This is a genomic window from Streptomyces sp. NPDC017991 (genome assembly GCF_044328075.1).
GTDB lineage: Bacteria > Actinomycetota > Actinomycetes > Streptomycetales > Streptomycetaceae > Streptomyces.
The window spans coordinates 728,373-751,583 of record NZ_JBIRGP010000001.1; the positions used below are offsets into that span (position 1 = coordinate 728,373).

The 23,211-nt window shown below is 70.9% G+C and carries 23 protein-coding genes; 9 read left to right on the forward strand and 14 right to left on the reverse strand.

Features of this window, described 5'->3' with window-relative positions; genetic code table 11:
- Window position 1 precedes the first annotated feature (1 nt).
- Window positions 2-1,663 carry a protein kinase gene (locus ACH4DZ_RS03120; RefSeq protein ID WP_398285149.1) on the reverse strand — a complete coding sequence of 554 codons (1,662 nt, stop codon included), beginning with the start codon at window positions 1,661-1,663 and terminating at the stop codon, window positions 2-4.
- A 476-nt stretch (window positions 1,664-2,139) separates the two neighbouring features.
- Between ACH4DZ_RS03120 and ACH4DZ_RS03125 the strand changes: the two genes are divergently transcribed.
- Window positions 2,140-2,610, forward strand: coding sequence for an ATP-binding protein (locus ACH4DZ_RS03125; protein WP_398285150.1), 471 nt, complete (start codon window positions 2,140-2,142; stop codon window positions 2,608-2,610).
- A 170-nt stretch (window positions 2,611-2,780) separates the two neighbouring features.
- Here the strand turns inward: ACH4DZ_RS03125 and ACH4DZ_RS03130 are convergent, their stop codons facing one another.
- From ACH4DZ_RS03130 to rpmG, 4 genes are all read right to left on the reverse strand, one after another.
- Entirely contained in the window at window positions 2,781-3,359 is a 579-nt protein-coding gene (locus ACH4DZ_RS03130) for a snapalysin family zinc-dependent metalloprotease (protein WP_398285151.1), read from the reverse strand.
- A 190-nt stretch (window positions 3,360-3,549) separates the two neighbouring features.
- Window positions 3,550-3,672, reverse strand: coding sequence for a type B 50S ribosomal protein L36 (gene ykgO / locus ACH4DZ_RS03135; protein ID WP_398285152.1), 123 nt, complete (start codon window positions 3,670-3,672; stop codon window positions 3,550-3,552).
- 97 nt (window positions 3,673-3,769) lie between these two features.
- A complete protein-coding gene (locus ACH4DZ_RS03140; protein WP_398285153.1) occupies window positions 3,770-4,027 on the reverse strand; it encodes a type B 50S ribosomal protein L31 in 258 nt (85 codons plus the stop codon).
- Between the two features lie 46 nt (window positions 4,028-4,073).
- Complete coding sequence (rpmG, locus tag ACH4DZ_RS03145) at window positions 4,074-4,238, reverse strand: 50S ribosomal protein L33 (protein WP_107014951.1); 165 nt, start codon at window positions 4,236-4,238, stop codon at window positions 4,074-4,076.
- A gap of 268 nt (window positions 4,239-4,506) precedes the next feature.
- Between rpmG and ACH4DZ_RS03150 the strand changes: the two genes are divergently transcribed.
- Window positions 4,507-7,446, forward strand: a complete 2,940-nt coding sequence (locus ACH4DZ_RS03150) for a SpoIIE family protein phosphatase (RefSeq protein ID WP_398285154.1) — start codon at window positions 4,507-4,509, stop codon at window positions 7,444-7,446.
- Window positions 7,447-7,529: 83 nt separating this feature from the next.
- On the opposite strand, the gene ACH4DZ_RS03155 is transcribed toward ACH4DZ_RS03150, so the two are convergent.
- The 3 genes from ACH4DZ_RS03155 to ACH4DZ_RS03165 all read right to left on the reverse strand — a co-directional run bounded on the left by ACH4DZ_RS03155 (window position 7,530) and on the right by ACH4DZ_RS03165 (window position 10,646).
- A complete protein-coding gene (locus ACH4DZ_RS03155) occupies window positions 7,530-9,065 on the reverse strand; it encodes a CHAD domain-containing protein (RefSeq protein ID WP_398285460.1) in 1,536 nt (511 codons plus the stop codon).
- A gap of 460 nt (window positions 9,066-9,525) precedes the next feature.
- Window positions 9,526-9,843 (reverse strand): AzlD domain-containing protein, encoded by a 318-nt coding sequence (locus tag ACH4DZ_RS03160; RefSeq protein WP_398285155.1) that lies wholly within the window; start codon window positions 9,841-9,843, stop codon window positions 9,526-9,528.
- On the reverse strand, window positions 9,840-10,646 hold the full coding sequence (locus ACH4DZ_RS03165; RefSeq protein ID WP_398285156.1) for an AzlC family ABC transporter permease: 807 nt from the start codon (window positions 10,644-10,646) through the stop codon (window positions 9,840-9,842). Before ACH4DZ_RS03165 ends, ACH4DZ_RS03160 begins: the two co-directional genes overlap by 4 nt.
- A gap of 49 nt (window positions 10,647-10,695) precedes the next feature.
- Here ACH4DZ_RS03165 and ACH4DZ_RS03170 point away from each other — a divergent pair, with 49 nt between their 5' ends.
- Entirely contained in the window at window positions 10,696-11,301 is a 606-nt protein-coding gene (locus ACH4DZ_RS03170) for a CGNR zinc finger domain-containing protein (RefSeq protein WP_398285157.1), read from the forward strand.
- On the opposite strand, the gene ACH4DZ_RS03175 is transcribed toward ACH4DZ_RS03170, so the two are convergent.
- Window positions 11,271-11,648, reverse strand: coding sequence for a DUF952 domain-containing protein (locus ACH4DZ_RS03175; RefSeq protein WP_398285158.1), 378 nt, complete (start codon window positions 11,646-11,648; stop codon window positions 11,271-11,273). The two genes, ACH4DZ_RS03170 and ACH4DZ_RS03175, sit on opposite strands and share 31 nt — an antisense overlap.
- Before the next feature lie 143 nt (window positions 11,649-11,791).
- Here ACH4DZ_RS03175 and ACH4DZ_RS03180 point away from each other — a divergent pair, with 143 nt between their 5' ends.
- The 6 genes from ACH4DZ_RS03180 to ACH4DZ_RS03205 all read left to right on the forward strand — a co-directional run bounded on the left by ACH4DZ_RS03180 (window position 11,792) and on the right by ACH4DZ_RS03205 (window position 17,638).
- Window positions 11,792-13,408 carry a sulfite oxidase gene (locus ACH4DZ_RS03180; RefSeq protein ID WP_398285159.1) on the forward strand — a complete coding sequence of 539 codons (1,617 nt, stop codon included), beginning with the start codon at window positions 11,792-11,794 and terminating at the stop codon, window positions 13,406-13,408.
- A gap of 98 nt (window positions 13,409-13,506) precedes the next feature.
- Window positions 13,507-14,175, forward strand: a complete 669-nt coding sequence (locus ACH4DZ_RS03185; RefSeq protein ID WP_398285160.1) for a fasciclin domain-containing protein — start codon at window positions 13,507-13,509, stop codon at window positions 14,173-14,175.
- Between the two features lie 174 nt (window positions 14,176-14,349).
- On the forward strand, window positions 14,350-14,571 hold the full coding sequence (locus ACH4DZ_RS03190; protein WP_398285161.1) for a hypothetical protein: 222 nt from the start codon (window positions 14,350-14,352) through the stop codon (window positions 14,569-14,571).
- Between the two features lie 57 nt (window positions 14,572-14,628).
- Window positions 14,629-15,564, forward strand: a complete 936-nt coding sequence (gene hemC / locus ACH4DZ_RS03195; protein WP_398285162.1) for a hydroxymethylbilane synthase — start codon at window positions 14,629-14,631, stop codon at window positions 15,562-15,564.
- A 239-nt stretch (window positions 15,565-15,803) separates the two neighbouring features.
- The gene (locus tag ACH4DZ_RS03200; RefSeq protein ID WP_398285163.1) at window positions 15,804-16,373 is read left to right on the forward strand and encodes a TetR/AcrR family transcriptional regulator; all 570 of its coding nucleotides are present in this window, start codon (window positions 15,804-15,806) and stop codon (window positions 16,371-16,373) included.
- Between the two features lie 41 nt (window positions 16,374-16,414).
- A complete protein-coding gene (locus ACH4DZ_RS03205; RefSeq protein WP_398285164.1) occupies window positions 16,415-17,638 on the forward strand; it encodes a GDSL-type esterase/lipase family protein in 1,224 nt (407 codons plus the stop codon).
- A gap of 86 nt (window positions 17,639-17,724) precedes the next feature.
- On the opposite strand, the gene ACH4DZ_RS03210 is transcribed toward ACH4DZ_RS03205, so the two are convergent.
- From ACH4DZ_RS03210 to ACH4DZ_RS03230, 5 genes are all read right to left on the reverse strand, one after another.
- Entirely contained in the window at window positions 17,725-18,201 is a 477-nt protein-coding gene (locus ACH4DZ_RS03210) for an ATP-binding protein (RefSeq protein WP_398285166.1), read from the reverse strand.
- Between the two features lie 106 nt (window positions 18,202-18,307).
- On the reverse strand, window positions 18,308-18,970 hold the full coding sequence (locus ACH4DZ_RS03215) for a YceI family protein (RefSeq protein ID WP_398285167.1): 663 nt from the start codon (window positions 18,968-18,970) through the stop codon (window positions 18,308-18,310).
- Window positions 18,971-19,202: 232 nt separating this feature from the next.
- On the reverse strand, window positions 19,203-20,759 hold the full coding sequence (locus ACH4DZ_RS03220; RefSeq protein ID WP_398285168.1) for a hypothetical protein: 1,557 nt from the start codon (window positions 20,757-20,759) through the stop codon (window positions 19,203-19,205).
- Between the two features lie 92 nt (window positions 20,760-20,851).
- Complete coding sequence (locus ACH4DZ_RS03225; protein ID WP_398285169.1) at window positions 20,852-22,552, reverse strand: hypothetical protein; 1,701 nt, start codon at window positions 22,550-22,552, stop codon at window positions 20,852-20,854.
- A gap of 174 nt (window positions 22,553-22,726) precedes the next feature.
- On the reverse strand, window positions 22,727-23,044 hold the full coding sequence (locus ACH4DZ_RS03230; protein ID WP_398285170.1) for a hypothetical protein: 318 nt from the start codon (window positions 23,042-23,044) through the stop codon (window positions 22,727-22,729).
- Window positions 23,045-23,211: the final 167 nt, after the last annotated feature.

The window sequence follows — 23,211 nt, forward strand, 5'->3', positions numbered from 1 at the left end:
ATCAGTCCGGCAGCCCACGGAAGGTCGCCAGGAAGGTCTTCAGCGCCTGCTGATTGCCCGCGTCCTCCCAGTCGGCGGCCGGTGTCGCCCAGCGGATCGAGAAACCCTCGCCGCCCCCGATGAGAAACCCACGGCCGAAGGTACGCACCCGGGTGCCCTCGGACTCGTCGACCCACTCCATGTCCGCGGCCTCGCGGCCCTGGTACGTCGTCGCACGGATCGCACCCAACCGGTCGTAGCCGGACTCCTTTCGCAGCGAGGGCTCGACGGTGTCCCGCCACACGGCCACCGGGTCGGCGCCGACCCGCGTGCTGTAGGTGACGGCCAGGTCCCGTGGGTCTCCGTCGGCGCCGAAGACGACGCGGTAGGAACCGTCCTCGGCGCGTTTCGTGCTGAGCCGCTGCCAGCCCTCGGGAAGGGCGACGGCAAAGCCTTCCGACGCCGTGAAGACGCGGAAGCCCGCCGGGAGTTCCCCGGCAGCCGAGGACGAGGAAGGGGCAGAGGGCGAAGGCGAGGAGGTAGAGGAGGAGGGCGACGAGGTAGGGGACGCGGAGGGCGAGGGGTAAGTCGTGGGGGACGCGGTACCGGACGGGGGCGTACCCGCCGCGCCGTTCCCGTCGCCGGTCGGAAGCACGGGGCCGGTGCGCGAGGCCGTCGCGTCGGCCGCCGAGACGTCGTCCCCCGAACCGTCGCCGGTCGCGGCGAGAGCGGTCATCGTCACGGCGACGACAGCGGCGACCGCGGTGCCGACGAGCGCCGCACGGCCGAGGTTCTTCCTGCCCCCGGCCAGACTCATCACGTGGTGGACCGAGGGCCGCGACTGCGGAAGCGACGCCTCCGCGGCGGCGGGGTCCTCATTCACGATACGGACGAGGGCGTCGCGGACCACGGGCCCCGTGAGCCGTTCGCGGGAGTCCTTGCGGAGCAGTCCCTGCATGATCCGGGCGAGCGGGCCGGCGTGCCGCGGGCTGCGCAGTGGCAGCCTCAGGATCGCCTTGAGGGTCGCCTCGGGCTGGCCGCGGTCCCGGAAGGGCGGGCGCCCCTCGGTCATCGTGTAGAGCAGTGCGCCCAGCGCCCACAGGTCGGCCGGCGAACCGTAGGCCTCGCCACGGGCCTGCTCCGGGGACGCGTACGCCGGCGCGCCGATCCGTGCTCCGGGACCGGCGCCCGCCAGACCGTACCCGGAGACGACCACGCCTCCGTGGTCGCGCACGAACACCTGGCCCAGGCTCAGCTCGCCGTGCACCAGGCCCTCGGTGTGCGCGGACTCCAGCACGCCCAGGACGTCGAGCCCGATACGGGCGGCCCGCGCGTGGTCGAGCGGGCCGTACTGGTCGAGGAACTCGCCCAGGGGCATGCCGTCGATCCATTCGACGACCGTCCAGAGGCTGCCGTACTCCTCGACGACGTCGATGACGCTCGCCACCGCGCCCGGACACCGCAGTCCCATGACCTCGGACACGTACCTGATCCGTGCGACGGCCGGGCCGGCCCGGTCCTCCATCGGATCGGGCGGTAGCTGCGTCTGCGTCAGCAGTCTCGGACGGGCGTACTCGATGTCCTCCCCGTACCAGCAGACGCAGCCCACTTCGTGGTGGACGACCTCTTGGAGCCGGTATTTTCCGGCGACCAACTCATTTGCAGCGGCACCCGCGTTGCCCATGCCCATCCCTCGCTGAAGCCTTGCTCCCGGTCACCAGGGATACGCAGAGGGCCATGTCCTGCGTTCAAAGGATCCGCGATCGCTGACGGTCGATGCGCCTGCCGCGCCTTGTTCCGGGTGCGTCCCCGGCACCATCGCAGCGCGCAGAACGGGCTCGCGAAAACGGCGGGAAAGCGGGACGTGCGACCTCCCCAGGCTCCACGTCCCGCTTTCCCGCGACATGGGGCGACTACCCGGGCGTCCCGGGCTTACTCCCACGGGTGTTCCACCACTGTTCCGCCTCCGCTTCACCTCCGCTCCACTTCCGCCTCACCCCATGGACCCGGCGTGTGACCTGCGCGTATGAACCCGGCGACGGATCTTCCGTTGCGCCTCGAAGCCCTCGCGGAGCACCCGGTCGGATTTCGCCGACAGCGGATGCGTAGGTTGCGAAAGAGGGGGTACATGCGGGCGAGCACCGGGTGAGGACGGACTGCATGGAATCTTTGATCAAGGGCGGAGGCCGTATGGCGCCGCAGCGTGGCCGTATAGAGACCACTGTTGCTCTGGAAGGCGATTCGCTCTGCATCGCCGAGGCCCGTCATCTCGCGGCCGACTTCCTGTCACAGGCCCAGGCCGAACACGGCGTGCCGGTCACGGCCCGGGCGATGGACCTGACCCAGCTGGTGGTGAGCGAACTGGTCACCAACGCCCTGAAGTACGCGCCAGGGCCGGTCCTGCTCGCCCTGCGGATCGTCGGCGGCCTGCTTGAGGTGGCCGTCTGGGACAGCGATCCGGTACTGCCGGTGGCCCGGGCGGCGGACCCCGGACGGGTGGGCCAGCACGGCCTGGAGATCGTCATGGCCATCTGCGAGGGCTTCGAGGCCCGAAGAGAGCCGGTCGGCAAACACATCACGGCCCGGATCAGGCTGCTCGCCGACACCCACACCGACGTCGACACCCACTGACCGGCGCACCCGGGCGGACCCAACTGGACTTCGGATCGGGCCCGTACGCCCCGGAACGCGACCTCCGCTCCGGGACGTACGGCTGCCACGGTCCGACGTGGCGCGTGCTCGGTGACTCGTGACTCAGTGACTCAGCGGCTCGGTGACTCAGCGACTCGGTGCGCGTCGAGTCAGTCCACGATCATGACGCCGACCGGTACCGCTCCGGCCGTCCGCGCCAGTTCACCGCCGAAGTTGCCCTCGACCTCGGACTTCTCGGCCGCGTTCGGGTACGGGTTCGTGCACGCGACTCCCGCGCTGGAACCGGACATCAGGCTGCTGCACGGGCCCGGCTTACGGTCCGGCAGACCGAGGATGTGCCCCAGCTCATGGGCCGAGATGCGGATCGTGTTGTAGCCCTCGTTGACCGCCTGCCGTCCGATGTAGACGATTCCGTTGCCGAGCGAGGTGGTCTGGGCACGGGGCCAGCCGTTGTCCGCCAGGACCCGGATGTTGGCGCGCTGTCCGGATGCGACGGGCTGGAGTTCGACGGCGTCGACGCTCTCGTTCCAGATCGCGGCGCCTCGGTCCACCGCGGTCCTGAACTCCGCGGAAGCGCTCGCGTCGTAAGTCACGACCCGGGCGGCGGCGATGTGGTCCGCGACCGGGGCCGGGGCCGGGGCCGGGGCGGCCACGGCCTGGCCACCCAGCAGGGAAAAGGTCACCGCCAGAACGGCGGCGAATCCACCTGTCAGTTTACGGACGTGCATGGTCGACCTCCTTGTGGGGGGAAGGTAGTCGTGCACATGACATGACATTCCCTGGCTCCCTGCCCACCGGGGACGGACGCCAATCCGTCAATCGGGCCGCGTGCGGCCGAGGCGACGAGAACGACCGCGGCACGGCGCCGGGCCCGGCCCCCTCTCCGGGGAACCGGGCCCAGCACCGTTCCGCGCCGCGTCAGCCCTGACGGGCCTTGAAACGCGGATCCTTCTTGTTGATCACGAAGACCGCACCCCGTCGGCGCACCACCTGCGCTCCGGGCTTGGACTTCAGCGAACGCAACGACTTGCGCACCTTCATGACTCTGCTCTCCTCCCACCAGGACTCCGGCCGGCCGTCATCGACTCACCGGGGCATCGAACTCGTCAGCCCCTCGACTCGCCAGCCCTTCGACTCGTCAGGCCGTCGACGGCGTACGGCCGTAGCGCCGTTCGAACCGCTCCACCCGGCCCGCGCTGTCGACGACGCGCGCGGTTCCCGTGTAGAAGGGGTGGCCGGCCGACGAGACCTCCACGTCGATCAGCGGATAGGTGTTGCCGTCCTCCCACACGATCGTCGTCGCCGAGGACGCCGTCGAGCTGGTCAGGAACGTGGCGTCCGCGGCGCGGTCGCGGAAGACGACCGGGCGGGACACGGGATGAATACCGACCTTCATGGGGTTTCCTTCCTTGCAGCCGTACGCCGAGCGGCGACGGCTTGGTTCATCGCTCCTCGCGGAAGAGGACGTGCTCCCCCGCCACCCGGTCGTACTTGCGCAGGACCAGTCGGTCGGGATCGTTCAGACGGCTCTTCCGCGTCACATAGGTCGCACCGGTCCCGGCTGTGGATTTCAACGTCACCACCGGACGCGTACCTCTGGCAGCCATGAACGCCTCCTTTCACACCCCCGGGCACCCACCTGGATTGATGGGGCCATGTCATTCACGTGCGATATAACCGGGCCCCAGGTGGATGTATTCCCCCACTCCACCGAGGGCCTGGCCCGCCCCCTGCTCTCCCGCCGTCTCCGTCCCAGCCCGCCGAACCGACAGCACCGGCGGAGTCCGACGAGGACGGCGACGGCGACGGACGACTGGGCGTGAGGGTCCTGCGAAGCAAGGTTTCGTCCGAGGTCGGAGCGTTAAGGTTCGCCCTATGAACGCTCGGCTGGATCTTCTCGGCACGGTGGCCCCCGGCGCCACGGAAAGCGAGGTCTTCCGGCTGGCGCTCCAGCACGCGATGGGAGAGCTGGGCGCGCTGGGTGGAGCGATCCATCTGCGCGGCCCCATGTCCGCCCTGAGACTGGTGTCCGCGGTCGGCCTGCCGTCCGCCCTCACCCGTTCATGGGAGATCGTCGACCAGGAGGGGCCGTCCGCCCCGGCCCGCGCCCTCCACCAGGGCAGCGGCGTATGGGTCCCGTCGATCCCCGGTGACGAGTTCCCGCCCGGGTCCGGTCTCGCCGCCCTGCCGGTGTCCAGCGAGGACCGCCGCATCGGCACGCTCACCCTGCTGACGGGCGACCGGGGCGAACCCACCCCCGAACAGTGGGACTTCCTGCGGGCCGTCGTCCGCTGGGTCGAGGAGCGCATCCTCCAGGCGCCGATGCCGTCCGGGCCCGTACACACCGAACTGCACGGTGAACGTCTGCGGCAGGCGCTCAAGGAGGTCAGCGTCGGGTCGTGGGACTGGGACATCCGCGGCGGTGAGCTGATCTGGGACGAGGCGGCCCTGGAGCTGTACGGCACCAGGCCCGCCGACTTCACCGGGCGGATCGAGGACTGGATGCGGGTCGTCCACCCCGACGACCTGCCTCCCACCCTGGCGGCGGCGCAGCGGGCGATCCACGACCGCACGGTGTTCGAGGCCGAGTACCGGGTGCGGCGGCCCGACGGTTCGTACGGGTGGACCCGGGCCCGCGGCCGGGCGACCTACGACGACCGGGGCGAGGCCCTGCGGATGATCGGCGTGGGCTGGGAGAGCAACGAGTCCCGCACCGCCCGGGACGCCCTCGGCCGCGCCCTGCGCCATATGAGCGACGGCTTCCTGTCCGTGGACGAGCGGTGGCACATCACCTTCGCCAATTTGGAGGCCGAACGCACCCTGGGCTTCTCCGAGGAGGAGTTGTTCGGGCGCGTCCTGTGGGACCTGCCCTCCACACGACGGATCCCCGGCCTGGAGGAGCGCTGCCGGGAGGCCGCCGCCCGCGGGAAGCCCGTCGGTTTCGACGTGCCCGCGCCCGGCACCGGGCTCCTGTACCACCTGCGGCTGGTGCCAGGGCCCGACGGCCACACCCTCTACTTCACCGACGTGACCGACAGGCGGCGCCGGGCCGAGGAACGCCGGTCGGCCGAACTCGCCGCGGCGGAGCGGGCGGCCCGGATCGCCGAGCTGACCACGGAGCTCGCCAAGGCGACGACCACCCAGGACGTGGTGGACGCGGTCGCCCGACGCGTACTGCCGCCGTTCGACGCCACCGGACTGCTGATGCAGGTCGTCGAGGGCGACCGGCTCCACCATGTCGGGTCCGTCGGCCACCCGGAGGAGTTCCTGGCCCTGCTCGACCGCCGCCCGCGGGGTCCCGAAGACCCGGCCTGGGAGCCGATCATGTCGGGCACTCCGCTGTTCCTGGCCTCCGTCGAGGAGTTCGCCGCGCACTCGCCGACCCGCGTCGACATGCCGGCTCGGGCCGGCAAACAGGCCTGGGCGTTCCTGCCACTGGCCGCGTCCGGGCACACGTTCGGCGTATGCGTCGTCTCCTTCGACCGGCCGCGCCTGCTCACCGACGAGGAACGCACCCTGCTGACCACGATCAGCGCCCTCGTCGCCCAGGCCCTGGAACGGGCCCGGCTGTACGACGCCGAGCACGCCCGGTCCCGCGAACTCCAGCGCAGCCTGCTGCCCCAGGGGCTGCCCGAACTGGCCGCGTGCACGGCCGCCGCCCGCTATCTCCCCGCGGGCCAGGGCATGGACGTGGGCGGCGACTGGTACGACATCATCCCGCTCTCCGGCGGCCAGGTCGCCCTCGTCGTCGGCGATGTCATGGGGCACGGGCTGCCCGAGGCCGCCGCCATGGGCCGACTGCGCACCGCCGTGCACACCCTGGCCGACCTCGAACTGCCCCCCGACGAGATCATGAGCCACCTCAACGACATCGTCGGCGGCATGAACGAGGAGTCGTACGCCACCTGTCTGTACGCGCTCTACGACTCCACCACCCGGACCTGCTCCATCGCCCGTGCGGGCCATCCGCCGCCGGCGCTCGTCCATCCCGACGGCAGCGTCCACTTCCCGGAGCCGGCCGCCGATCCGCCGCTGGGCACGGCGAAGCCGCCCTTCGAGACGGTCGAGATCACGGTGCCCGAGGGCAGTCTGCTGGTGCTCTACACCGACGGCCTGGTCGAGTCGGCGAAGCGGGACATCGACGCGGGGATGGCCGACCTGGCCCGGCTCCTGCACACCACCCACGAGGACGGCACCGACAAGGACCTGGAGCGCCTCTGCGACACCCTGACGGCCGGTCTGCTGCCGGCCGAGCAGCAGGCGGCCGACGACGCGGCGGTCCTCGTCGCCCGGCTGCACGCCCTGCCCGAGGACAGGATGGCGGCCTGGCCGCTTCCCAAGGATCCGAAGGCGGCCGGCCAGGCCCGTCGCCATGTCCGCGGACAGCTGGCCGACTGGGGCCTGGACGATCTCGTGCCGACCACGGAACTGCTGGTCAGCGAACTGGTGGGCAATGTCGTACGCCATGCCAAGGGCCCTGTCCGGCTGCGGCTGTTGTACGGCGCCGAGCTAATCTGCGAGGTCTTCGACGGCAGTCTGACGATGCCGCGTATCCGCCGCGCGTCCGAGAGCGACGAGGGAGGCCGCGGACTGCAACTGGTCAGGGCGCTCTCCGAGCGCTGGGGGGTGCGGTACACGCGGACGGGCAAATGCATCTGGACCGAGCAGGGGCTACTCGGCCCGGACGGCCGCAAAGGCCCGACGCCCGACGCCCAGGACCTGATGTTCGACCCGGACATGTTCGCGACGGACCTGGACTCCCTCCTGCCCGGGGATTCCGGCACCTCGGCGGAGTCCGGAGGCGCGGGCTCGTAAGGGCACGGGGACTCCCGTAAGGACACGGGGGCTCTCGTAGGGGCACGGGGGGCTGTGGGGCGCGAGTGGCTGTGGGTGCTTCTCTACCGGCCGAGCGCGTCGCGCGGGCCGGGCTCCGAAGCGAGGTCCCATACGGAGGGCAGCTCCCGTTCCCTGTTCTCCGCGCGGGCCTGCTCGGTGCCGTACAACAGGCCCCAGGTGAAGCCGGCCTCGCCCGCCGTCTGGGCAGCGACGGCGAGGTCCCTGAGAGCACCCCGGGCCACCACGCTGTCCTGATGGTCGCCGAGCACCTTCTGCACGGCCTTGACCCTCTTGCCCAGGCTCTTGGCAGGTTTCCCGAGGGCCGGACGGGCCACCTCCGTCGCGTAGCGGACCTTCTTCGCCGCCTTGCGCGCCTCGTGGAGCGCCACATCGCGCTCGGGGCCGGGCGACAGCTCCAGGGCGTCGGTCATGCGCCCGGCCAGTCGCCCGTACTCCTTGAGGACGGCCTTGGCCATGACCTTCCCGGCGTCCTTGGCGGCCTTGGCGCGCAGCGGCGGGCGCTCCAGCAGCACGGCGAGCGCGTCGAGCAGGTCGAGGTAGCGCCGCGAGCCCAGCGCGTCGAGGCTGCGCAGATGGGACTCCGTGCTGTCGACGACGTTCCACACCCGCAGCCGTGCGGCCACGGGGCCGAGGACCAGTTCCTCCGGCAGCGCCTCGACCTCCGCGCTGAGCCGCTCCATCAGCACTTCCTGGTCGCGTTCGGCGCCCAGCTCGCCGGCCAGCCACTTCAGCTCGCCACGGATGGCGTCGGTGACATCGCGGTCGAGTACGGACCGGTAGGACCGCAGACAGCTGCGCAGACGACGGCAGGCGACCCGCATCTTGTGCACCGAGTCGGGCCGGTTTCGCCGCACGGCCGGGTCGAGGGCCGTCAGCGCGCGGATCTGCTCCCGCACGTACGCGAGGACCTGCGCGCCCGCCTGCTCGGGGTCCGGGCCCGCGGACCCGTCGGATGCGTCGGCCGGGGTGGTCACGGTCTCGTCGAGGGCCCGGAGCAGCTTCGACGGTGAGTGTGCCCGCGCGATCCCCTTCTTGCGCAGCTTCTTCTCCACGGCGTCGAGGAGGGCGGGGTCGGCGTCCTCGGCCAGCTCGACCTCCAGCTCGTTCCACGCGGCATGCCTGCCGTCCGCGCGCAGGGACTCCGCGTGGACCGAGTCGACGCACAGCTCCGCACGCGTCGTGCCGTCGGCGTCAACGAGGTGGCACACCTCGCGCGTTGAGCGGATACGGACCACCGGGGTCAGCTCCGCCCCGCGGGTGCGGGACCTGGTCAGGTCGAGCAGGGCGTCCGGGACGGTGTCGGTGAGGGCCGAGCGGATCTCCTCCCGGCTGTCGCCCGACAGCGGCAGCTTGAGATGCCACCCGGCGTCGGTACCGCCGGTCCTGCGGCGCAGCACGGCCGAGGAGCCGGACAGGCGGAGATCGTCGGTGTCGTAGTAGACCGCGTCCAGCTCCTCGGGACTGCGGTCGACGACAGCGGCGACACCGTCCACCCGCTCCAACTCGGGCAGCCAGGAGGTATCCGCGGGTGAGGGGACCTCGTACTTTCGTTCTGTCTCTCGCATCGACTGGACCATGTAGTACCGGTAGACACAATTGGCCGAACGAAACACGACTTCGGACATTGCCGGTCTTTACGGATGCCAGGGAACACGGTCCCGAGCACCACGGGCACGTGGTCCAGAGGCACTTGATCCAGGGGCACTTGGTCCAGAGGCAGTTGGTCCAGGGGCAGTTGCACAACTCGACCCGTCGCGGGCGTCGTCCACGGCCCCCACGTCGACGCCGAGGGCGCGCTCCGCACCAGGCTCGCGACGAGCCCCGGCCATCGTGGCGCCGGACCCCAGGGCGACGACGGCGGTACGCACACCGGGCACCCGGGGCATCAACTCCTCGCCGCAGCGCACGTAACCGCGGGCCGACAGCACGCTCGAACCGCCGGCGGCTCCGTGATGTCGATGATGTCGATACGGGGCGGGTCCTGCGGTCGGGACCGACGGTGACGCCGACGCCGCTGTGCCGGTCGGGGACGACCGGTCAGCCCCACACCAGCCTGATGAGCGCCGTGACGACCGTCCCGGCGAGGATCGCCAGCAGCATCGGCGCCCGCGACAGCCGTACGACCGCCACCGTGGCGAGGCCGGCCAGCAGCGGTCCGTCCAGTCCCGTCCACCGCGGCCCCGCCACGTCGACGACGAGAAGTCCGGCGAGCAGCACCGGCGCGAGCAGGGCGATGACACCGCGCGCCGCCGCGGGCAACTGCCGGTCTCCGAGGACCGCGGGCCCGGCCGCCTTGAACGCGAAACTGATCAGCGCGACGCAGATGACCGCCCCCCACAGGTGCCACTGGTTCACGATCCGCTCGCCTCCTCCCTGTCGCGCGGTACGAGTCCCTTGCGCACCCCGAGCAGGGCCCCCGCGCTCGCCCCCAGCAGCGCGAGGCCCGCCGGTACCCAGACGACCAGAGCGGCGGCGAGGCAGGCGCCCAGCGCCGCCGCCCCGCGGGCCGCCCGTGACCCCCGTAGTTCGTCCAGCAGGAGCAGCAGGAAGAAGGCCGGGAAGACGAGATCGAGGCCCAGTGACTCCACCAGGCTCTCCGGCGGGGCGACGACGACGCCCAGGGTGGTGCCCGCCACCCACGCGGGCCACTGCACGGCGGTGGCGCCGAACAGTTTGTAGCGGTCGAACCTTCCACCGCCCAGATGGGCGGCCACCCAGGAACCGTCCACGACCGCCTGGCCCTCCAGCGCCCGGCGGATCCGGCCCCCGCGCAGGTCCTTGGCCACCGCCACGCCCATCGGGATGAACCGGCCGTTGATCAGCGCGGCAGCCGCGATCGCCGTCGCCATTCCTCCGCCGCCCGCCAGAGCGGTGGCGAGGGCGAACTGCGCGGACCCGGAGAACACGACGAGGGAGCAGACGATGGGGGCGAGGACTCCCCAGCCCTCGGCACGGGCGAACGCTCCGAAGGTGACGGCCAGGACGAAAGCGGCCGCGGCCAGACCCGTACCGACCTTGACGCCCGCGACGAAGCCCTGTCTGCGGGAGTCGCCGGCCGCCCGCTGGGCCGGTGCCGTCGCCGACTCCGACTCCGACTCGGACACCGTCGCCGTTGGCGCTGGTGTGGAGCCCTTGGCTTGCGGAGGTGACCGGTCCATATCACGAGGCTAACAGCCATCAGCAGCTTTGGGCATTAGAGTGTCACGTATGGAAACGACCGCGTCGGCTTTGATCGGCGGTCACGTGGTGCTGGACTTCGCCAACACGATCGCGTGGCGGCTCGACGAACGACGTACGGCCGACCGCCTGCCCGATCCCGCGGCTCTGCTCGCCTGGACGGGCGCGAGCGGTCTGCTGTCCGCCGACCGGGTCGACACGCTCCTGGCCGTCGCCGCGGACGACCCGGAATCCGCCGCGGACGCGCTGTGGGCGGCCCGGCGGTTGAGGACGGCGCTGCACCGCCTGCTCGACTCCGCGGTGGACGGCCGCCCGCCCCGCCGCGAGGACTTGGCCGAGGTGCGCGGCTTCTTCCTGGACGCCTGGCAGCGGGCGGAGTTCGCGCCGGCCCTGCCACTGCGCCCCGAACTGGACGTCACGGCGCCGACGGATGCCGTACGCCTACTGACGCTGGAGGCGACGGAGCTGCTGTCCGGACCGCTGGTCCAGCTCCGGCGCTGCCAGGGGCCGGGCTGCGGGTGGTTCTTCCTCGACCGCAGCCGCAGCCACACCCGGCAGTGGTGCCGGAGCGGCGACTGCGGCAACCGTGAGCGGGTGCGGCGGCACTACGAGCGCTCGCGCGGCTCCCGGGACTGAAGGCCCGCCGCCCGGCCGTCGTCGTCCCACCGGACCTCCAGGACGCGCTCGACGGCGTCCCGGTTCACGGGACCGAACAGATGAGGGAAGAGGACGTCCTGGCCGACGCCGGGCGGCGGAGTGGGGTCCGCCGCTTCGAACTCCAGCCGGGCGGTGAGCCGCGCCTCGTCGAGAACCAGCGCGAGCAGCGGCCGGGGCGAGGCCCGGTAGAAGGCGTTCACGACGGCCAGGGCGGTCTCCTCGTCGGGAGCGCAGTGGATGAAACCGTCCTGCGCGAGGGACGGGGGCGCGTACGGGGCCTCGGGGCGGGCGCTCCACTCACCGAGCGGCACTACGTGATAGATCATGATCCGGTTATACAACAGCGATAATCCACGCACCTGAATTTGCTTAATCCGCAGCCGGGGGGTCCGCGGATTGGTCCGGAAAAGAAGTGTGCCGGATCGGGTGACCGACCAATCCGTGCGGCATTCAGGACCGGATTCCCCACGTGACGGACGACAAGAAGCAACCGCGAATCAACCGCAGCCCGGTGCGGCCGGCGCTCGGTGCGCTCAGCGGCCTGCTGGCGGGTTTCGCCGCGCTCGCCGTCGCCGAACTGGTGGCCGCGGGGGTGCGTCCGCAAGCCGGTCCCGTCATCGCGGTCGGGGGTGCGGCGATCGACCGCACTCCGACGCCCGTGAAGGACTGGGCGATCCGGAATTTCGGTACCGACGACAAACTGATCCTGCAGCTCGGGATTCTTGCCGCACTGGTGCTGTTCGCGATCGCCCTGGGTGTATTCGCCCTGCGGTACCGGCGAACCGGGGCCGCCGGAGTTCTGCTTTTCGGTGTGGTCGGGGCGACGGCGGCGCTCAGCCGGCCCGATTCGACCGGGCTCACCGACGCGCTGCCCTCCGCGGTGGGCGCGGTGGTCGCCGCGGTGCTGCTGTTCTTCCTGATCGGCAGGCTCCGGATCGGGGGCGCGCAACCCGACGACGCCGGTTCGGCGCGGGACGATTCGTCCCGCGGCGCCGACTGGGACCGCCGGGGCTTCGTGATCCTGGCGTCCGCTGCCGCCGCCGCGTCCGCCGGTACCGGACTGCTGGGCCGCGCCCTGAGCGGATCGAAGAGCCGCGAAGCGGCGGCCTCACGGGCGGACGTCGTACTGCCCGCCCCGGCCTCCCCCGCGGACGCGGTTCCCCGGGGAGCCCGGTTGCGGATCCGCGACGTGAGTCCCTTCACCACCCCGAACAAGGACTTCTACCGCGTGGACACCGCACTGGTGGTGCCCAAGGTGGACGCGACCACCTGGAAGCTGCGGATCCACGGCAAGGGGGTCACCCGGCCGGTCACCCTCACCTTCGACGAGTTGCTGCGGCGCGAACTGATCGAGCGCGACATCACGCTCACCTGTGTGTCGAACGAGGTCGGCGGCCCGTACGTGGGCAACGCCCGCTGGATCGGCGTACGGCTCGCCGACCTGCTGGCCGAGTGCGGGGTGAAACCGCCCTCCAAGGGTGGCCGTGCCGACCAGGTGGTGTCCCGTTCCGTCGACGGCATGACGATCGGCAGCCCGGTCGAGGACGTCATGGACGGCCGTGACGCCCTCCTCGCGGTCGGGATGAACGGGGAACCGCTCCCCTTCGCCCACGGCTTCCCGGTCCGGATGCTGGTGCCCGGCCTGTTCGGTTACGTCTCGGCCTGCAAGTGGATCAAGGACATCGAGCTCACCTCGTTCGACGACTACGACGCCTACTGGGTCAAGCGTGACTGGGCGCGGCAGGCACCCGTCAAGACCCAGTCCCGGATCGACACCCCCAAGCCGTTCGCCCGCCCCGAGGCCGGTTCGGTCATGGTCGCGGGGGTCGCCTGGGCACAGCACCGCGGCATCGACAAGGTCGAGGTCCGTGTCGACGACGGCCCCTGGCAGGAGGCCCGGCTCGCCGCCGAGGACTCCCGCGACACCTGGCGTCAGTGGTCCTACGACTGGCGGGCCGCCAAAGGCGGTCACACCCTCACCGTCCGGGCCACCGATCGCACCGGCGCCGTGCAGACCGAGAAGCGCACCGGCACCGTCCCCGACGGCGCGAGCGGCCGGCACTCGGTCGTGGTGACCGTCGAGTGACAGCACAAGCCAACTCCCCCCGGCCATACACCCCGAGCGACTTTCCCGACCCCCGAACGAACGCGGCTGCGGCCGCGTCAACCCAGAGGAGAAACACCATGAACACTCGTAGCAGCCGTATCAGCCGTATCGCCGTGATCGTGGCCGCGGCCACCGTTCTCCCGCTGTCCCTCAGCGCCTGCTCCGACAGCGGCAGCGACTCCGCCGCGTCGGACTCGTCCAGCAAGGCGTCGGCCGCCGCCACCGAGTCCGACGACAGCATGGGCAGCTCCGGCGACACCGCCTCGCAGGACGAGCCGTTCGGTCCGGGCTGTGCGTCCGTGCCCAAGAGCGGTTCCGGTTCGTTCGACGGCATGGCCCAGGACCCGGTCGCCACGGCGGCCTCCAACAACCCGGCCCTGTCCACCCTGGTGACGGCCGTGAAGAAGGCCGGTCTGGTCGACACCCTGAACAACGCCAAGGACATCACGGTGTTCGCCCCGACCAACGACGCCTTCGCGAAGATCCCGAAGGCCGACCTGGACAAGGTCCTCGCCGACAAGGCCACGCTGACGAAGATCCTCACGTACCACGTCGTGGGCCAGAAGCTCGCTCCGAAGGACCTGGAGAACGGCTCCTTCCCGACGCTGGAGAAGTCGAAGCTCACGACCTCCGGCTCGGGCGAGTCCTACAAGGTCAACGACTCCGCGAAGGTCGTCTGCGGCAACGTGAAGACCGCCAACGCCAACGTCTACATCATCGACACCGTCCTGATGCCCACCAGCTGACGGACCTCCCTCGGCCGGCCGCCCACCGGGGACGGCGGCCGGCGGCCGGGCTCCCGTGACGGGGAGGAGAACAGGGTTGGCCGGAACCGTTCGGTCCCGGCCAACCCTGCCCGGTGTGATGCCCGGTGTGCTGACTCTTCCGGTGGTCGCGGCACCCCCGGGTACGCTGCCCGCATGACGCAGGAGCGGTCTCCGGAAACCGGGTCGAGTGACGCCGTCGCGGCCTCGGCGCCCGGCGCGGAGATCACCACGACGGACTGCCGCCAGTGCGGCGCGCAGGTGAGCGGGCTCAACAACCGGTACGCCTGCTCGTACTGCGGCTGGGTCAACCACTGGGCGGAGGGCTCCCGCATCCTGCCGTCGGCCGAGGACGACCCGGACCACCCGGGCCGCTGAAGAGCCCGTACGGGCAAGGCGCGGTTCGCGTGTGCCGCACGGTCTATCGTGGGGCTCATGCACGCTCCCGAGCTGATCCGCATCGTCTCCCGCGACTCGCCCATGGCCCTGGCGCAGGTGGCGCGCGTACGGGCCGAACTGGCCGCGCTCCACCCCGGAACGCGTACCGAGGTCGTCCCCGTGAAGACGACCGGGGACAAGTGGATGGGCGACCTCTCCCAGGTCGAGGGCAAGGGGGCGTTCACCAAGGAGGTCGACGCGGCGCTGCTGGCCGGTGACGCCGATCTGGCGGTGCACTGCGTCAAGGACGTGCCCGCCGACCGGCCGCTTCCGGCGGGCACGATGTTCGCCGCGTTCCTCAAGCGGGACGACATCCGGGACGCGCTCATCCACCCGGGCGGACTCACCCTCGACGAGCTGCCGCCCGGCACCCGGATCGGGACCTCCTCCGTGCGCCGTGTCGCGCAGCTGGCCGCCTCCCGTCCGCATCTGCAGTGCGTGCCGTTCCGGGGCAACGCGAACCGGCGCCTGGCGAAGCTCGCCGCCGGTGAGGCGGACGCGCTGCTGCTCGCGGTCTCGGGCCTCGAACGCATCGAACGGACCGATGTGATCACCGAGATCCTCTCCCCCGAGACGATGATGCCGCCGATCGGCGCGGGCATTCTCGCCCTGCAGTGCCGCGAGGGCGACACCACGGTCATCGACGCCGTGAGCGCGCTCGGCGACCCGGCCACGCATCGCGAGGCCACCGCGGAACGCATGTTCCTGCACGTCCTCCAGGGCCACTGCAACTCGCCGATCGCCGGTTACGCCACCGCCGAGCCGCGCGGCGAACTGTCCCTGCGCGCCTGCGTGTTCACCCCCGACGGCAAGACCCAGCTCAACGCCCACGAGTGGGCCGGCCGACTGGACCCCGCCACCCTGGGCACCTCCGTGGCGGTCGCACTCCTACGCCAGGGCGCCCGCGACCTGATCGACACCATCCCCCACTGACACACCGGGCTCAGCCCTCCAGGGGCGCGGGGAACGGCGCAGCCTTTCGGCTTTTCAGGGGCGCGGGGAACGGCGCAGTCTTTTGTCTTTGGCCCTTAGGGGCGCGGGGAACTGCGCGCTCAGCCCCCACCGGCCCGCACCGTCCCGCCCGCAGAACGCCCCCCTCCCTTGAGGTCTCACCCATTTGCCTAAACCATATAGGCAAATGCATAATCGAGCCCTCCAAAGGGAGGGACCCCATGACCCGCGCAGGCCTGACGACAAAACGCCTGATCCAAGCAGGCGCAGACCTCGCGGACGACGTCGGCTTCGACCAGGTCACCGTCTCCGCCCTCGCCAGACAGTTCGACGTGAAGGTCGCCAGCCTCTACTCGCACCTGAAGAACTCCCAGGACCTCAGGACCGGCATCGCCCTGCTCGCCCTGGAGGAGCTGGCCGACCGGGGCGCCACCGCCCTGGCCGGACGCGCCGGCAAGGACGCCCTGATCGCCCTGGCGAACGTCTACCGCGACTACGCAAGAGAGCATCCAGGCCGCTACGCCGCCGCCCAGCTCAAGCTCACCCCGGAGGCGGCAGCCGCCAGCGCCGGAAGCAGGCACGCGCAGATGACGCGGGCCATCCTGCGCGGCTACGACCTTACCGAACCGGACCAGACCCACGCGGTCCGCCTCCTGGGCAGCGTCTTCCACGGTTACGTCAGCCTGGAGCTGGGCGGCGGATTCAGCCACAGCGCCCCCGACTCCCAGGAGTCCTGGACCAGGGTCCTCGACGCCCTCGACGCCCTCCTGCGGAACTGGCCCGCCAAGTAGTCCCGCCCTACAAGCCCCCCAGAAGCGACAAGGTCGAACCCATGCCCAGCGAGAACACCTCAGCCGACCCGGCTGACAGCACGGTCAACTGGATCAGCACGCCCATCACCGCGGACCTCCTGCGGGGCGCCCTCGACCTGGAACGCACCGAGCACGGCGTACTGCCGCACCGGCTGCCCGCCTGGGTCCGCGCCCAGTACGCCGACGGTCAGCTGGCCATGGCCGAGTCCCAGCCCTCGGGCGTACGTCTGGTCTTCCGCACCCGGGCCACCGCCGTCGAACTGGACACGCTGCCCACCAAGCGGGTCTACACGGGGGCCCCGCCCCGCCCGGACGGCGTGTACGAACTGCTCGTCGACGGGATCCTGGCCGGCCGGGGCAGTGTGCGGGACGGCAACACTCTCACCGTCGACATGACCACCGGGAGCGCCGAACTGCGGACCGGTCCGGTGGGCACCGTCCGCTTCACCGGCCTCCCCGGGAGCGACGGCGAGGGCAAGGACGTCGAGATCTGGCTGCCGCACAACGAGACCACCGAGCTCGTCGCCCTGCGCACCGACGCCCCGGTCGAGCCCGCGACCGACCGGGGACGCAGGGTGTGGCTGCATCACGGCAGCTCCATCAGCCACGGTTCCGACGCCGCCGGGCCGACCGCGATCTGGCCGGCCCTCGCCGCCTCCCTCGGCGGTGTGGAACTGATCAATCTGGGCCTCGGCGGCAGCGCGCTGCTCGACCCGTTCACCGCCCGCACCCTCCGGGACACCCCCGCCGACCTGATCAGCGTCAAGATCGGCATCAACGTGGTCAACGCCGACGCGATGCGCATGCGCGCCTTCACCCCGGCCGTCCACGGCTTCCTGGACACGATCCGTGAAGGCCACCCGGACACACCGCTGTTGGTCGTCTCACCGATCCTGTGCCCCATCCACGAGGACACGCCCGGCCCGAGCGCCCCCGACCTGGCCCACATGAGCGAGGGCCGGCTGGAGTTCGTGGCCATGGGTGATCCGGCGGAGAAGGCGGCCGGGAAACTGACGCTGCGGGTCATCCGGGACGAGCTGGCCCGGATCGTGACCCAGCGGTCGAAGGAGGACCCGAACCTCCACCACCTCGACGGGCTCCGCCTCTACGGGGCTGCCGACTTCGCCGAACTGCCGCTGCCCGACCAGCTCCACCCGGACGCGGCGACCCATCGCCGTATCGGCGAACGCTTCGCGGAACAGGTCTTCACCGCCGAGGGCGCCTTCGCGGCCCGCGAAGCCTGACGGCGGACCACGGACCACGGGCGACGGACGGCGACGGACAGCGGACAGCGGACAGCGCCGGACGGGTAACGGCCGCTTGGCGGACCTCAGCGGTCCTCTCGCGCGCGGCCGTCCCGTGGTCCGTCGTCCCGCGAGCGGTCGCCCCACAGGTGCTCGTCCCGCGCGTCGGCGCCCGCCGGGCGGAAGCAGGCCGTCACCACCTTGCCGTGCCGCTGGCAGCGCATCTCCCACTCGTCGGCGAGCATCCGTACGATCCCCACCCCGCGGCCGGACACCTCACCGGCCGCCGGGTCGCGCTGCCGCGGCAGGGTCGGGTCCTCGTCGTGGACGCTCACATGGAGGCAGTCGCCGTCCCAGGTGAGTACCAGATGCGCGTCGCTGTGCGCGTGGACATGGGCGTTGGTGAGCAGCTCGGAGACGGTCAGTACGACGGCGTCCACCGTGTCCGGCTCGGCCGCGGTCCACGGCAGGGACTCCAGATGCTCGCGCGTCCACTCCCGCCCGGCGCGTACACCGCCCGACACCGGAAACGAATGCGCCCAGCCCATTGCCTTGACCCCCACCGAATCACTCCCGTTCCCGCGGTCCGTACCTGCATGTCCACGAACCAGGTACCCGGCAGGCGCGCACCCAGGCATCGAGGAGCCGGGCGAGGGTGTCCGTCGGCGTTCAGCCGGGCTGCGGGGTGGTGCGGATGGCCGCGATGTCGAGCTGGAGGCGGACCTTGTCGCTCACCATGGCGCCGCCCTCGGCCAGCCTGGTGTTGTAGGTCAGGCCCCACTCGGAGCGGTTGATGGTGGTGGTGCCGTCGAAGCCGACACGCTCGTAGCCGAACGGGTCGGTGACATAGCCGATGTAGGTGAGTTCGAGGACGACGGGACGCGTCATGTCCTTGATGGTGAGGTCGCCGGTCATCCGGTAGACGTCGGGGCCCGCCAGTTTCACGGCGGTGCTGAGGAAGCGCATGTGCGGATAGGCGCCGGAGTCCAGGAAGTCACGGCCGGACAGATGGCTGTCGCGCTGGTCCACGCCCGTGTCGACGCTGGCGGTGGACAGGATGATCTCGGCCCCCGAGCGGGACGGGTCGCGGCCGTCGAAGAAGAGGCGGCTCTGGTAGTCCGTGAAGGCGCCCCGCACGGTCGTGACCATGGCGTGCCGGACGGAGAAGCCGATCCGGCTGTGCGCGGGGTCGATGACCCAGTTCCCGGTCAGGGTTCTCAGGTCCGGTTCCGACTGTCCGCCCTGGGGGAAATCGGATGGCCCGTCGGGCCGTTGCGGTTCGACGAGTGTGGCCGAGCGACGCGGAGAGGCACCTCGATTAAAAAGATTCATGACTCACCTAGCTATTGCGCAATAGATATATCTGCAAGCCAAACCAAGATCCACGAGTTTACCGGATTCGTACCCGCCGACCGGCCCGGCATCCCCGCCCGGCCAATGGGTCACAGAATCCACACACCCGTCACCGGGCCCGCAGAAGGCACTGAGTGCCTGGCCCGCATGGATCCGACCCGGGATCAGCGCAATTCTGGCGCCCAGCGCAAATTGCCCTTTTGGTGTCGGGTCAGTAGCCGTACTTCGTCGTGTACGCGCATTCGGTGTAGATGTAGCCGGACGACAGCTTGGCGGTGTCCGAGGCCGGTGAGTTTCCGAGTCCGCTCTTGGATTTGTGCACGAAGTACGTCGTACCGACGGGCAGCCGGATGGTCCGCTGCGGATAGTTCTTGCCACTGTCGCTGCACGGTTCGAAACCCAGCGTCACCGTGCTGGCGAGCGAGTAGGAGGTGCACTTCCCGCAGGCCTTGAGCTTGAAGCTGCCCGTCACCGGGCCCGTGTACAGCACCGTGATGTCGTCGGGGCTGTCGTTCTTGACGGTGACGGAGATGCCGCCGCCGGATGCCGTGGTCGGCAGGCGTTTGCCCGCGGCGGGCACGGTCTGGGCGACCTCGGCGGCTATGGCGATCTTCTTGGCGCGGGCCGCGTTCTTGTGCCCCCCGGCGTTCTTGACGAAGTCGTTCATGGTGGTGACGGCCTCGGTGAAGCTCTTTTCCTTGTACTGGTCCACTCCGCAGTCGTACGTACCCGACTCCGCGTTCCTCTGCGCCCGGTCGGCGTTCTTGTCGAGGCCCTGGGCCTGTCCGGCGCCCTCTCCCGGCAGTCCGACGATCTGGGAGTTGAGGGTTTCGAGGCGTTCGACGGCCTTGCAGGGGTCGTCTCCGCGCACGTCCTGCACGGCCTTGTCGACGGCCGCCTCGACCGAGGGTGCCACCTTCGCGGTCTGTTCGGACCGCGGGAAGGTCCGGAGCAGTTCGCCGTAGTGCGTCGCCCAGTCCGCGGATCCGCCGGACAGCGACTGCGTGCCGCACTCGTAGAGCGAGGTGGCCAGCCGGCCGTCGGGCCACTTGGCCAGCGTCCCGAGCTCCTTCTCGTCCATGGTGCGCGGAACCGTGCGCAGGTACTTCAGGGGCGCCACCGCGGTGCAGTAGTTCTTCTTCTCGTAGGCGGAGGCGACGGTGGTGTAGAAGGACTTGAGCCGGTCGGGGACCCTGTCGGCCGCCCGTGAGCCGGGATGGTCGCTGCGGAGCCCGCTGTAGGCGGTCAGCGCCCGGCGGTAGTCGGGCTCAGCCGTCGGGAACTGCTGCTTCCCGGCCGCCCGGACCAGCTTGTCCGCGCGTTCCAGCCGGTCCAGGAGCATCTGCTCGGTGGCTTCGTCGCGTGCGCCGCCGTACAGGGCGACACCTCCGGCGGGCACGGCCAGGAGCACGATTCCGAGGACGACGGCGATCCAGGCCGCCGGCGGCCACAGCAGCCGGGTCCGCAGCCCCACGACAGCGCCGTGGACGGCCGCGAGCGCGAGCAGGACGAGGTACGCGACGAGGGCTCCGCCGGGGACTCCGTCCGGGTCCGCGGGCAGCGCCACCAGGAGGAGTACCGCCGTCGCGACCCAGCAGGCGGCCATCAGCCACCAGCGGCGCACCAGCGCGTAACCGAGGCCCAGGCCGCAGAGGTTGAGGAGCGCCACCCCGGCCGCTCTCCAGCCGTCCGCGGGCGCCGGCGGCGGCGCGGTCGGCATCGGCGGTATGACGAATCCGTCGCTGAAGTCATTGTGCTGCCAGGACATGACGGTTCCCCCCGGTCAATCACGTCCGAAGTTCTATGACTTGTCAGCGTACGGTCAGCCATGAGACGGCGACAAGAGGGAACGGCAACGCGTCAGCAACAACCCCCGCCGGAAGCCTTGTTGACGGGGTCTCCGGGCCGGGAGGGCGCGTCGGCGGTGAGGCGGCAGAAGCACGACGCCTCGACCGGTACGTCCGCCACGGCCGCGGCGACCTTCAGCTGCTGGGCCACGATCCGCGCCTCTCCCGCCCTGCCCAGCCGGACGAGGCACTCGTGGAACCCGTGCAGAGCCCAGACGTTGCCGGGGTGGTGCAGAGCGCGGGGAAGCGTGTCGTCGAGACCCAGGTCGGCCCGGTAGACCGCTTCCGCCTCGGCGACACGCCCCTGTTCCAGCAGCAGGGCGCCGTAGGCGTGCCGCGTCGGCTGCATCCATCCCCAGGGCTCGTCGTAGGGAAGGCTGTCGTCCAGTTCGACGGACCGCTCCAGCGCGGCGAAGGCGGCCTCGTGATCGCCCTTGCGGTACGCCAGTTCGCCGTCGAGCATCGCCGACGCGACCGCGAGGAGGTCGGCGCAGGTGTTGTTGAACAGCATCCGGGTCTCCGGAACCCGCGTGACCGCCTCCCTGAACAGCGTGCGCTCGTCCTCGGCTCCGGCGATCCTGCCGGTGGCCGAGTACGCGACCCCGCGGGCGTAGTGGAGCATCGCGGTCGTCACGCAGTACAGCCGCGGGTCGGCGGGCAGCGGCACTTCCAGGATGTCGGCCCAGCGGCCGAACCGGATCAGGACGTGGACCCGCATGGCGAGGAAGCCCTCCAGCCAGTCGGCCATGGGCGGACTCTGCACCCGCAGCAGCTCCTCCGGGATGGAGGCCTCAAGCTGGGCGGCCGTCTCCAGGGCGGTCCTCGACTGCCCGAGGAACATGGCTCCGTAGATCCTGAAGTGGTAGTTGTGCGACCGGTACAGCGTGTAGAAGTTCATCGCCCCCGACCGCGCGAGGAACTTCTCGTCGGCGGCGATCGCCGCGCCGTTGTCGGCCACCACGCGCCGGTAGTCGCCGCAGAGCACGTCCAGGTGGGTGGGCATGTGCTGGAGGTGGCCGGCGTCGGGCACCAGACCGCGCAGCCGGTCCGCCGCGGGCAGCGCGGTCTCGGGGGCCGAGGACATCTCCATCAGGTGGATGTACATGTGCAGGAGCCCCGGGTGCCGCAGCCCGGCGTCGGTGGCGAGGGCCCGCTCCAGCACCTCCTTGGCCGCCGCCGCGCGCGAACCGTCGGCAGGCTCGCCCGTGCGCAGGTCCCACAGCTGCCAGGGGGTGAGGTTCATCAGCGCGTCGGCGTAGAGCGTGGCCACGTCCAGGTCGTCCGGGGCGAGTTCGTACACGGCGCGCATGCTGTCGGCGTAGGGCTCGTTCCACACCGAGCAGTCCTCGACGGCCTTCGCCTGCGGATAGCGGGCACGCAGCGCGCCGATCAGGGCCTGTTCGACGGGGGTGGCACCGGCCGCCTTCTCCTGCGCGAGTTCCACGGCGGCGTGCGTACGGTCGACGGTACGGACCAGGTCCTGGCCGTCGAAGAACTCCCAGGGTTTGTTGTAGTTCGGGCCGAGGGCGTAGGCGATGCCCCAGTACGCCATGGCGCAGTCGGGGTCCGCCGCCACGGCGGCCTCGAAGCAGGCGACGGCCTCCTCGTGGTGGAAGGCGTACGACCAGACCAGCCCTCGGTCGAACCACAGCTGGGCCTCGGGGGACGCCGTGGTCACCACCCGGCCGTGGGTACCGAGGTCGTAGTAGTCCATCCGCAGCTCCCGCGCGTGCACGGCCGTAGCCCCCGACGTAAGTAGTGCCTCGGAGCCTAGTGCCGTGGCAGGCGCCAGAGGTGATGCGCGCCGATTTGTCCCGCTTCCCGGCGAGAGCCGGTTCCGGTCCGTCCCCGTCGCGCCGGGGACGGACCGGAACCGGCTCTCCCGCCCTCAGAACTCGCGGTCGATGCCGGTCACGAAGGCCGGGCCCAGCGGAGCGTCCTTCTCGGGGAAACCGCTGTCGCGCAGGGCCCGCGAGATCAGCTGGACCGCTTCGGCCTCGGCGCTCGCCTGGTTGGACGCCTCGACCTCGATCCGGGCGGAGAACATGCCGCCCTCCTCGACCGTCAGCAGGCTCAGCTCCTCGCTCTCCCCCAGGTCCGTGTTCTTCGGGTCCCGGGGGCGGAGCCTGCGCTCGATGTCGGAGCGCGCCGCCTCCTCGACGCCGTTGACGAACGTGCCGGGGACGGTGATGACGTACGTGGTCATGGGACTCCTTACGAGGCTGCGCCGGGTCGTCGAGGGCGGGCACGAGCCGCACGGGACACATTCCGTGGTTGTCCTGATCCCGTGCGGTCGCTCCCTCGACCGGATCCGCTCCGCGGTCTGCTCCGCGAGCTGTTCCGATCCGCCTCTCCCGGCTCGTATGTGATCCA

What these genes read in the sequence shown, in the direction of transcription:
- ACH4DZ_RS03120 (WP_398285149.1), bottom strand. Translation starts at nt 1,663, where the DNA reads ATGGGCAACGCGGGTGCCGCTGCAAATGAGTTGGTCGCCGGAAAATAC.
- ACH4DZ_RS03125 (WP_398285150.1), top strand. Translation starts at nt 2,140, where the DNA reads ATGGAATCTTTGATCAAGGGCGGAGGCCGTATGGCGCCGCAGCGTGGC.
- ACH4DZ_RS03130 (WP_398285151.1), bottom strand. Translation starts at nt 3,359, where the DNA reads ATGCACGTCCGTAAACTGACAGGTGGATTCGCCGCCGTTCTGGCGGTG.
- ykgO (WP_398285152.1), bottom strand. Translation starts at nt 3,672, where the DNA reads ATGAAGGTGCGCAAGTCGTTGCGTTCGCTGAAGTCCAAGCCCGGAGCG.
- ACH4DZ_RS03140 (WP_398285153.1), bottom strand. Translation starts at nt 4,027, where the DNA reads ATGAAGGTCGGTATTCATCCCGTGTCCCGCCCGGTCGTCTTCCGCGAC.
- rpmG (WP_107014951.1), bottom strand. Translation starts at nt 4,238, where the DNA reads ATGGCTGCCAGAGGTACGCGTCCGGTGGTGACGTTGAAATCCACAGCC.
- ACH4DZ_RS03150 (WP_398285154.1), top strand. Translation starts at nt 4,507, where the DNA reads ATGAACGCTCGGCTGGATCTTCTCGGCACGGTGGCCCCCGGCGCCACG.
- ACH4DZ_RS03155 (WP_398285460.1), bottom strand. Translation starts at nt 9,065, where the DNA reads ATGGTCCAGTCGATGCGAGAGACAGAACGAAAGTACGAGGTCCCCTCA.
- ACH4DZ_RS03165 (WP_398285156.1), bottom strand. Translation starts at nt 10,646, where the DNA reads ATGGACCGGTCACCTCCGCAAGCCAAGGGCTCCACACCAGCGCCAACG.
- ACH4DZ_RS03170 (WP_398285157.1), top strand. Translation starts at nt 10,696, where the DNA reads ATGGAAACGACCGCGTCGGCTTTGATCGGCGGTCACGTGGTGCTGGAC.
- ACH4DZ_RS03175 (WP_398285158.1), bottom strand. Translation starts at nt 11,648, where the DNA reads ATGATCTATCACGTAGTGCCGCTCGGTGAGTGGAGCGCCCGCCCCGAG.
- ACH4DZ_RS03185 (WP_398285160.1), top strand. Translation starts at nt 13,507, where the DNA reads ATGAACACTCGTAGCAGCCGTATCAGCCGTATCGCCGTGATCGTGGCC.
- ACH4DZ_RS03190 (WP_398285161.1), top strand. Translation starts at nt 14,350, where the DNA reads ATGACGCAGGAGCGGTCTCCGGAAACCGGGTCGAGTGACGCCGTCGCG.
- hemC (WP_398285162.1), top strand. Translation starts at nt 14,629, where the DNA reads ATGCACGCTCCCGAGCTGATCCGCATCGTCTCCCGCGACTCGCCCATG.
- ACH4DZ_RS03200 (WP_398285163.1), top strand. Translation starts at nt 15,804, where the DNA reads ATGACCCGCGCAGGCCTGACGACAAAACGCCTGATCCAAGCAGGCGCA.
- ACH4DZ_RS03205 (WP_398285164.1), top strand. Translation starts at nt 16,415, where the DNA reads ATGCCCAGCGAGAACACCTCAGCCGACCCGGCTGACAGCACGGTCAAC.
- ACH4DZ_RS03215 (WP_398285167.1), bottom strand. Translation starts at nt 18,970, where the DNA reads ATGAATCTTTTTAATCGAGGTGCCTCTCCGCGTCGCTCGGCCACACTC.
- ACH4DZ_RS03220 (WP_398285168.1), bottom strand. Translation starts at nt 20,759, where the DNA reads ATGTCCTGGCAGCACAATGACTTCAGCGACGGATTCGTCATACCGCCG.
- ACH4DZ_RS03225 (WP_398285169.1), bottom strand. Translation starts at nt 22,552, where the DNA reads ATGGACTACTACGACCTCGGTACCCACGGCCGGGTGGTGACCACGGCG.
- ACH4DZ_RS03230 (WP_398285170.1), bottom strand. Translation starts at nt 23,044, where the DNA reads ATGACCACGTACGTCATCACCGTCCCCGGCACGTTCGTCAACGGCGTC.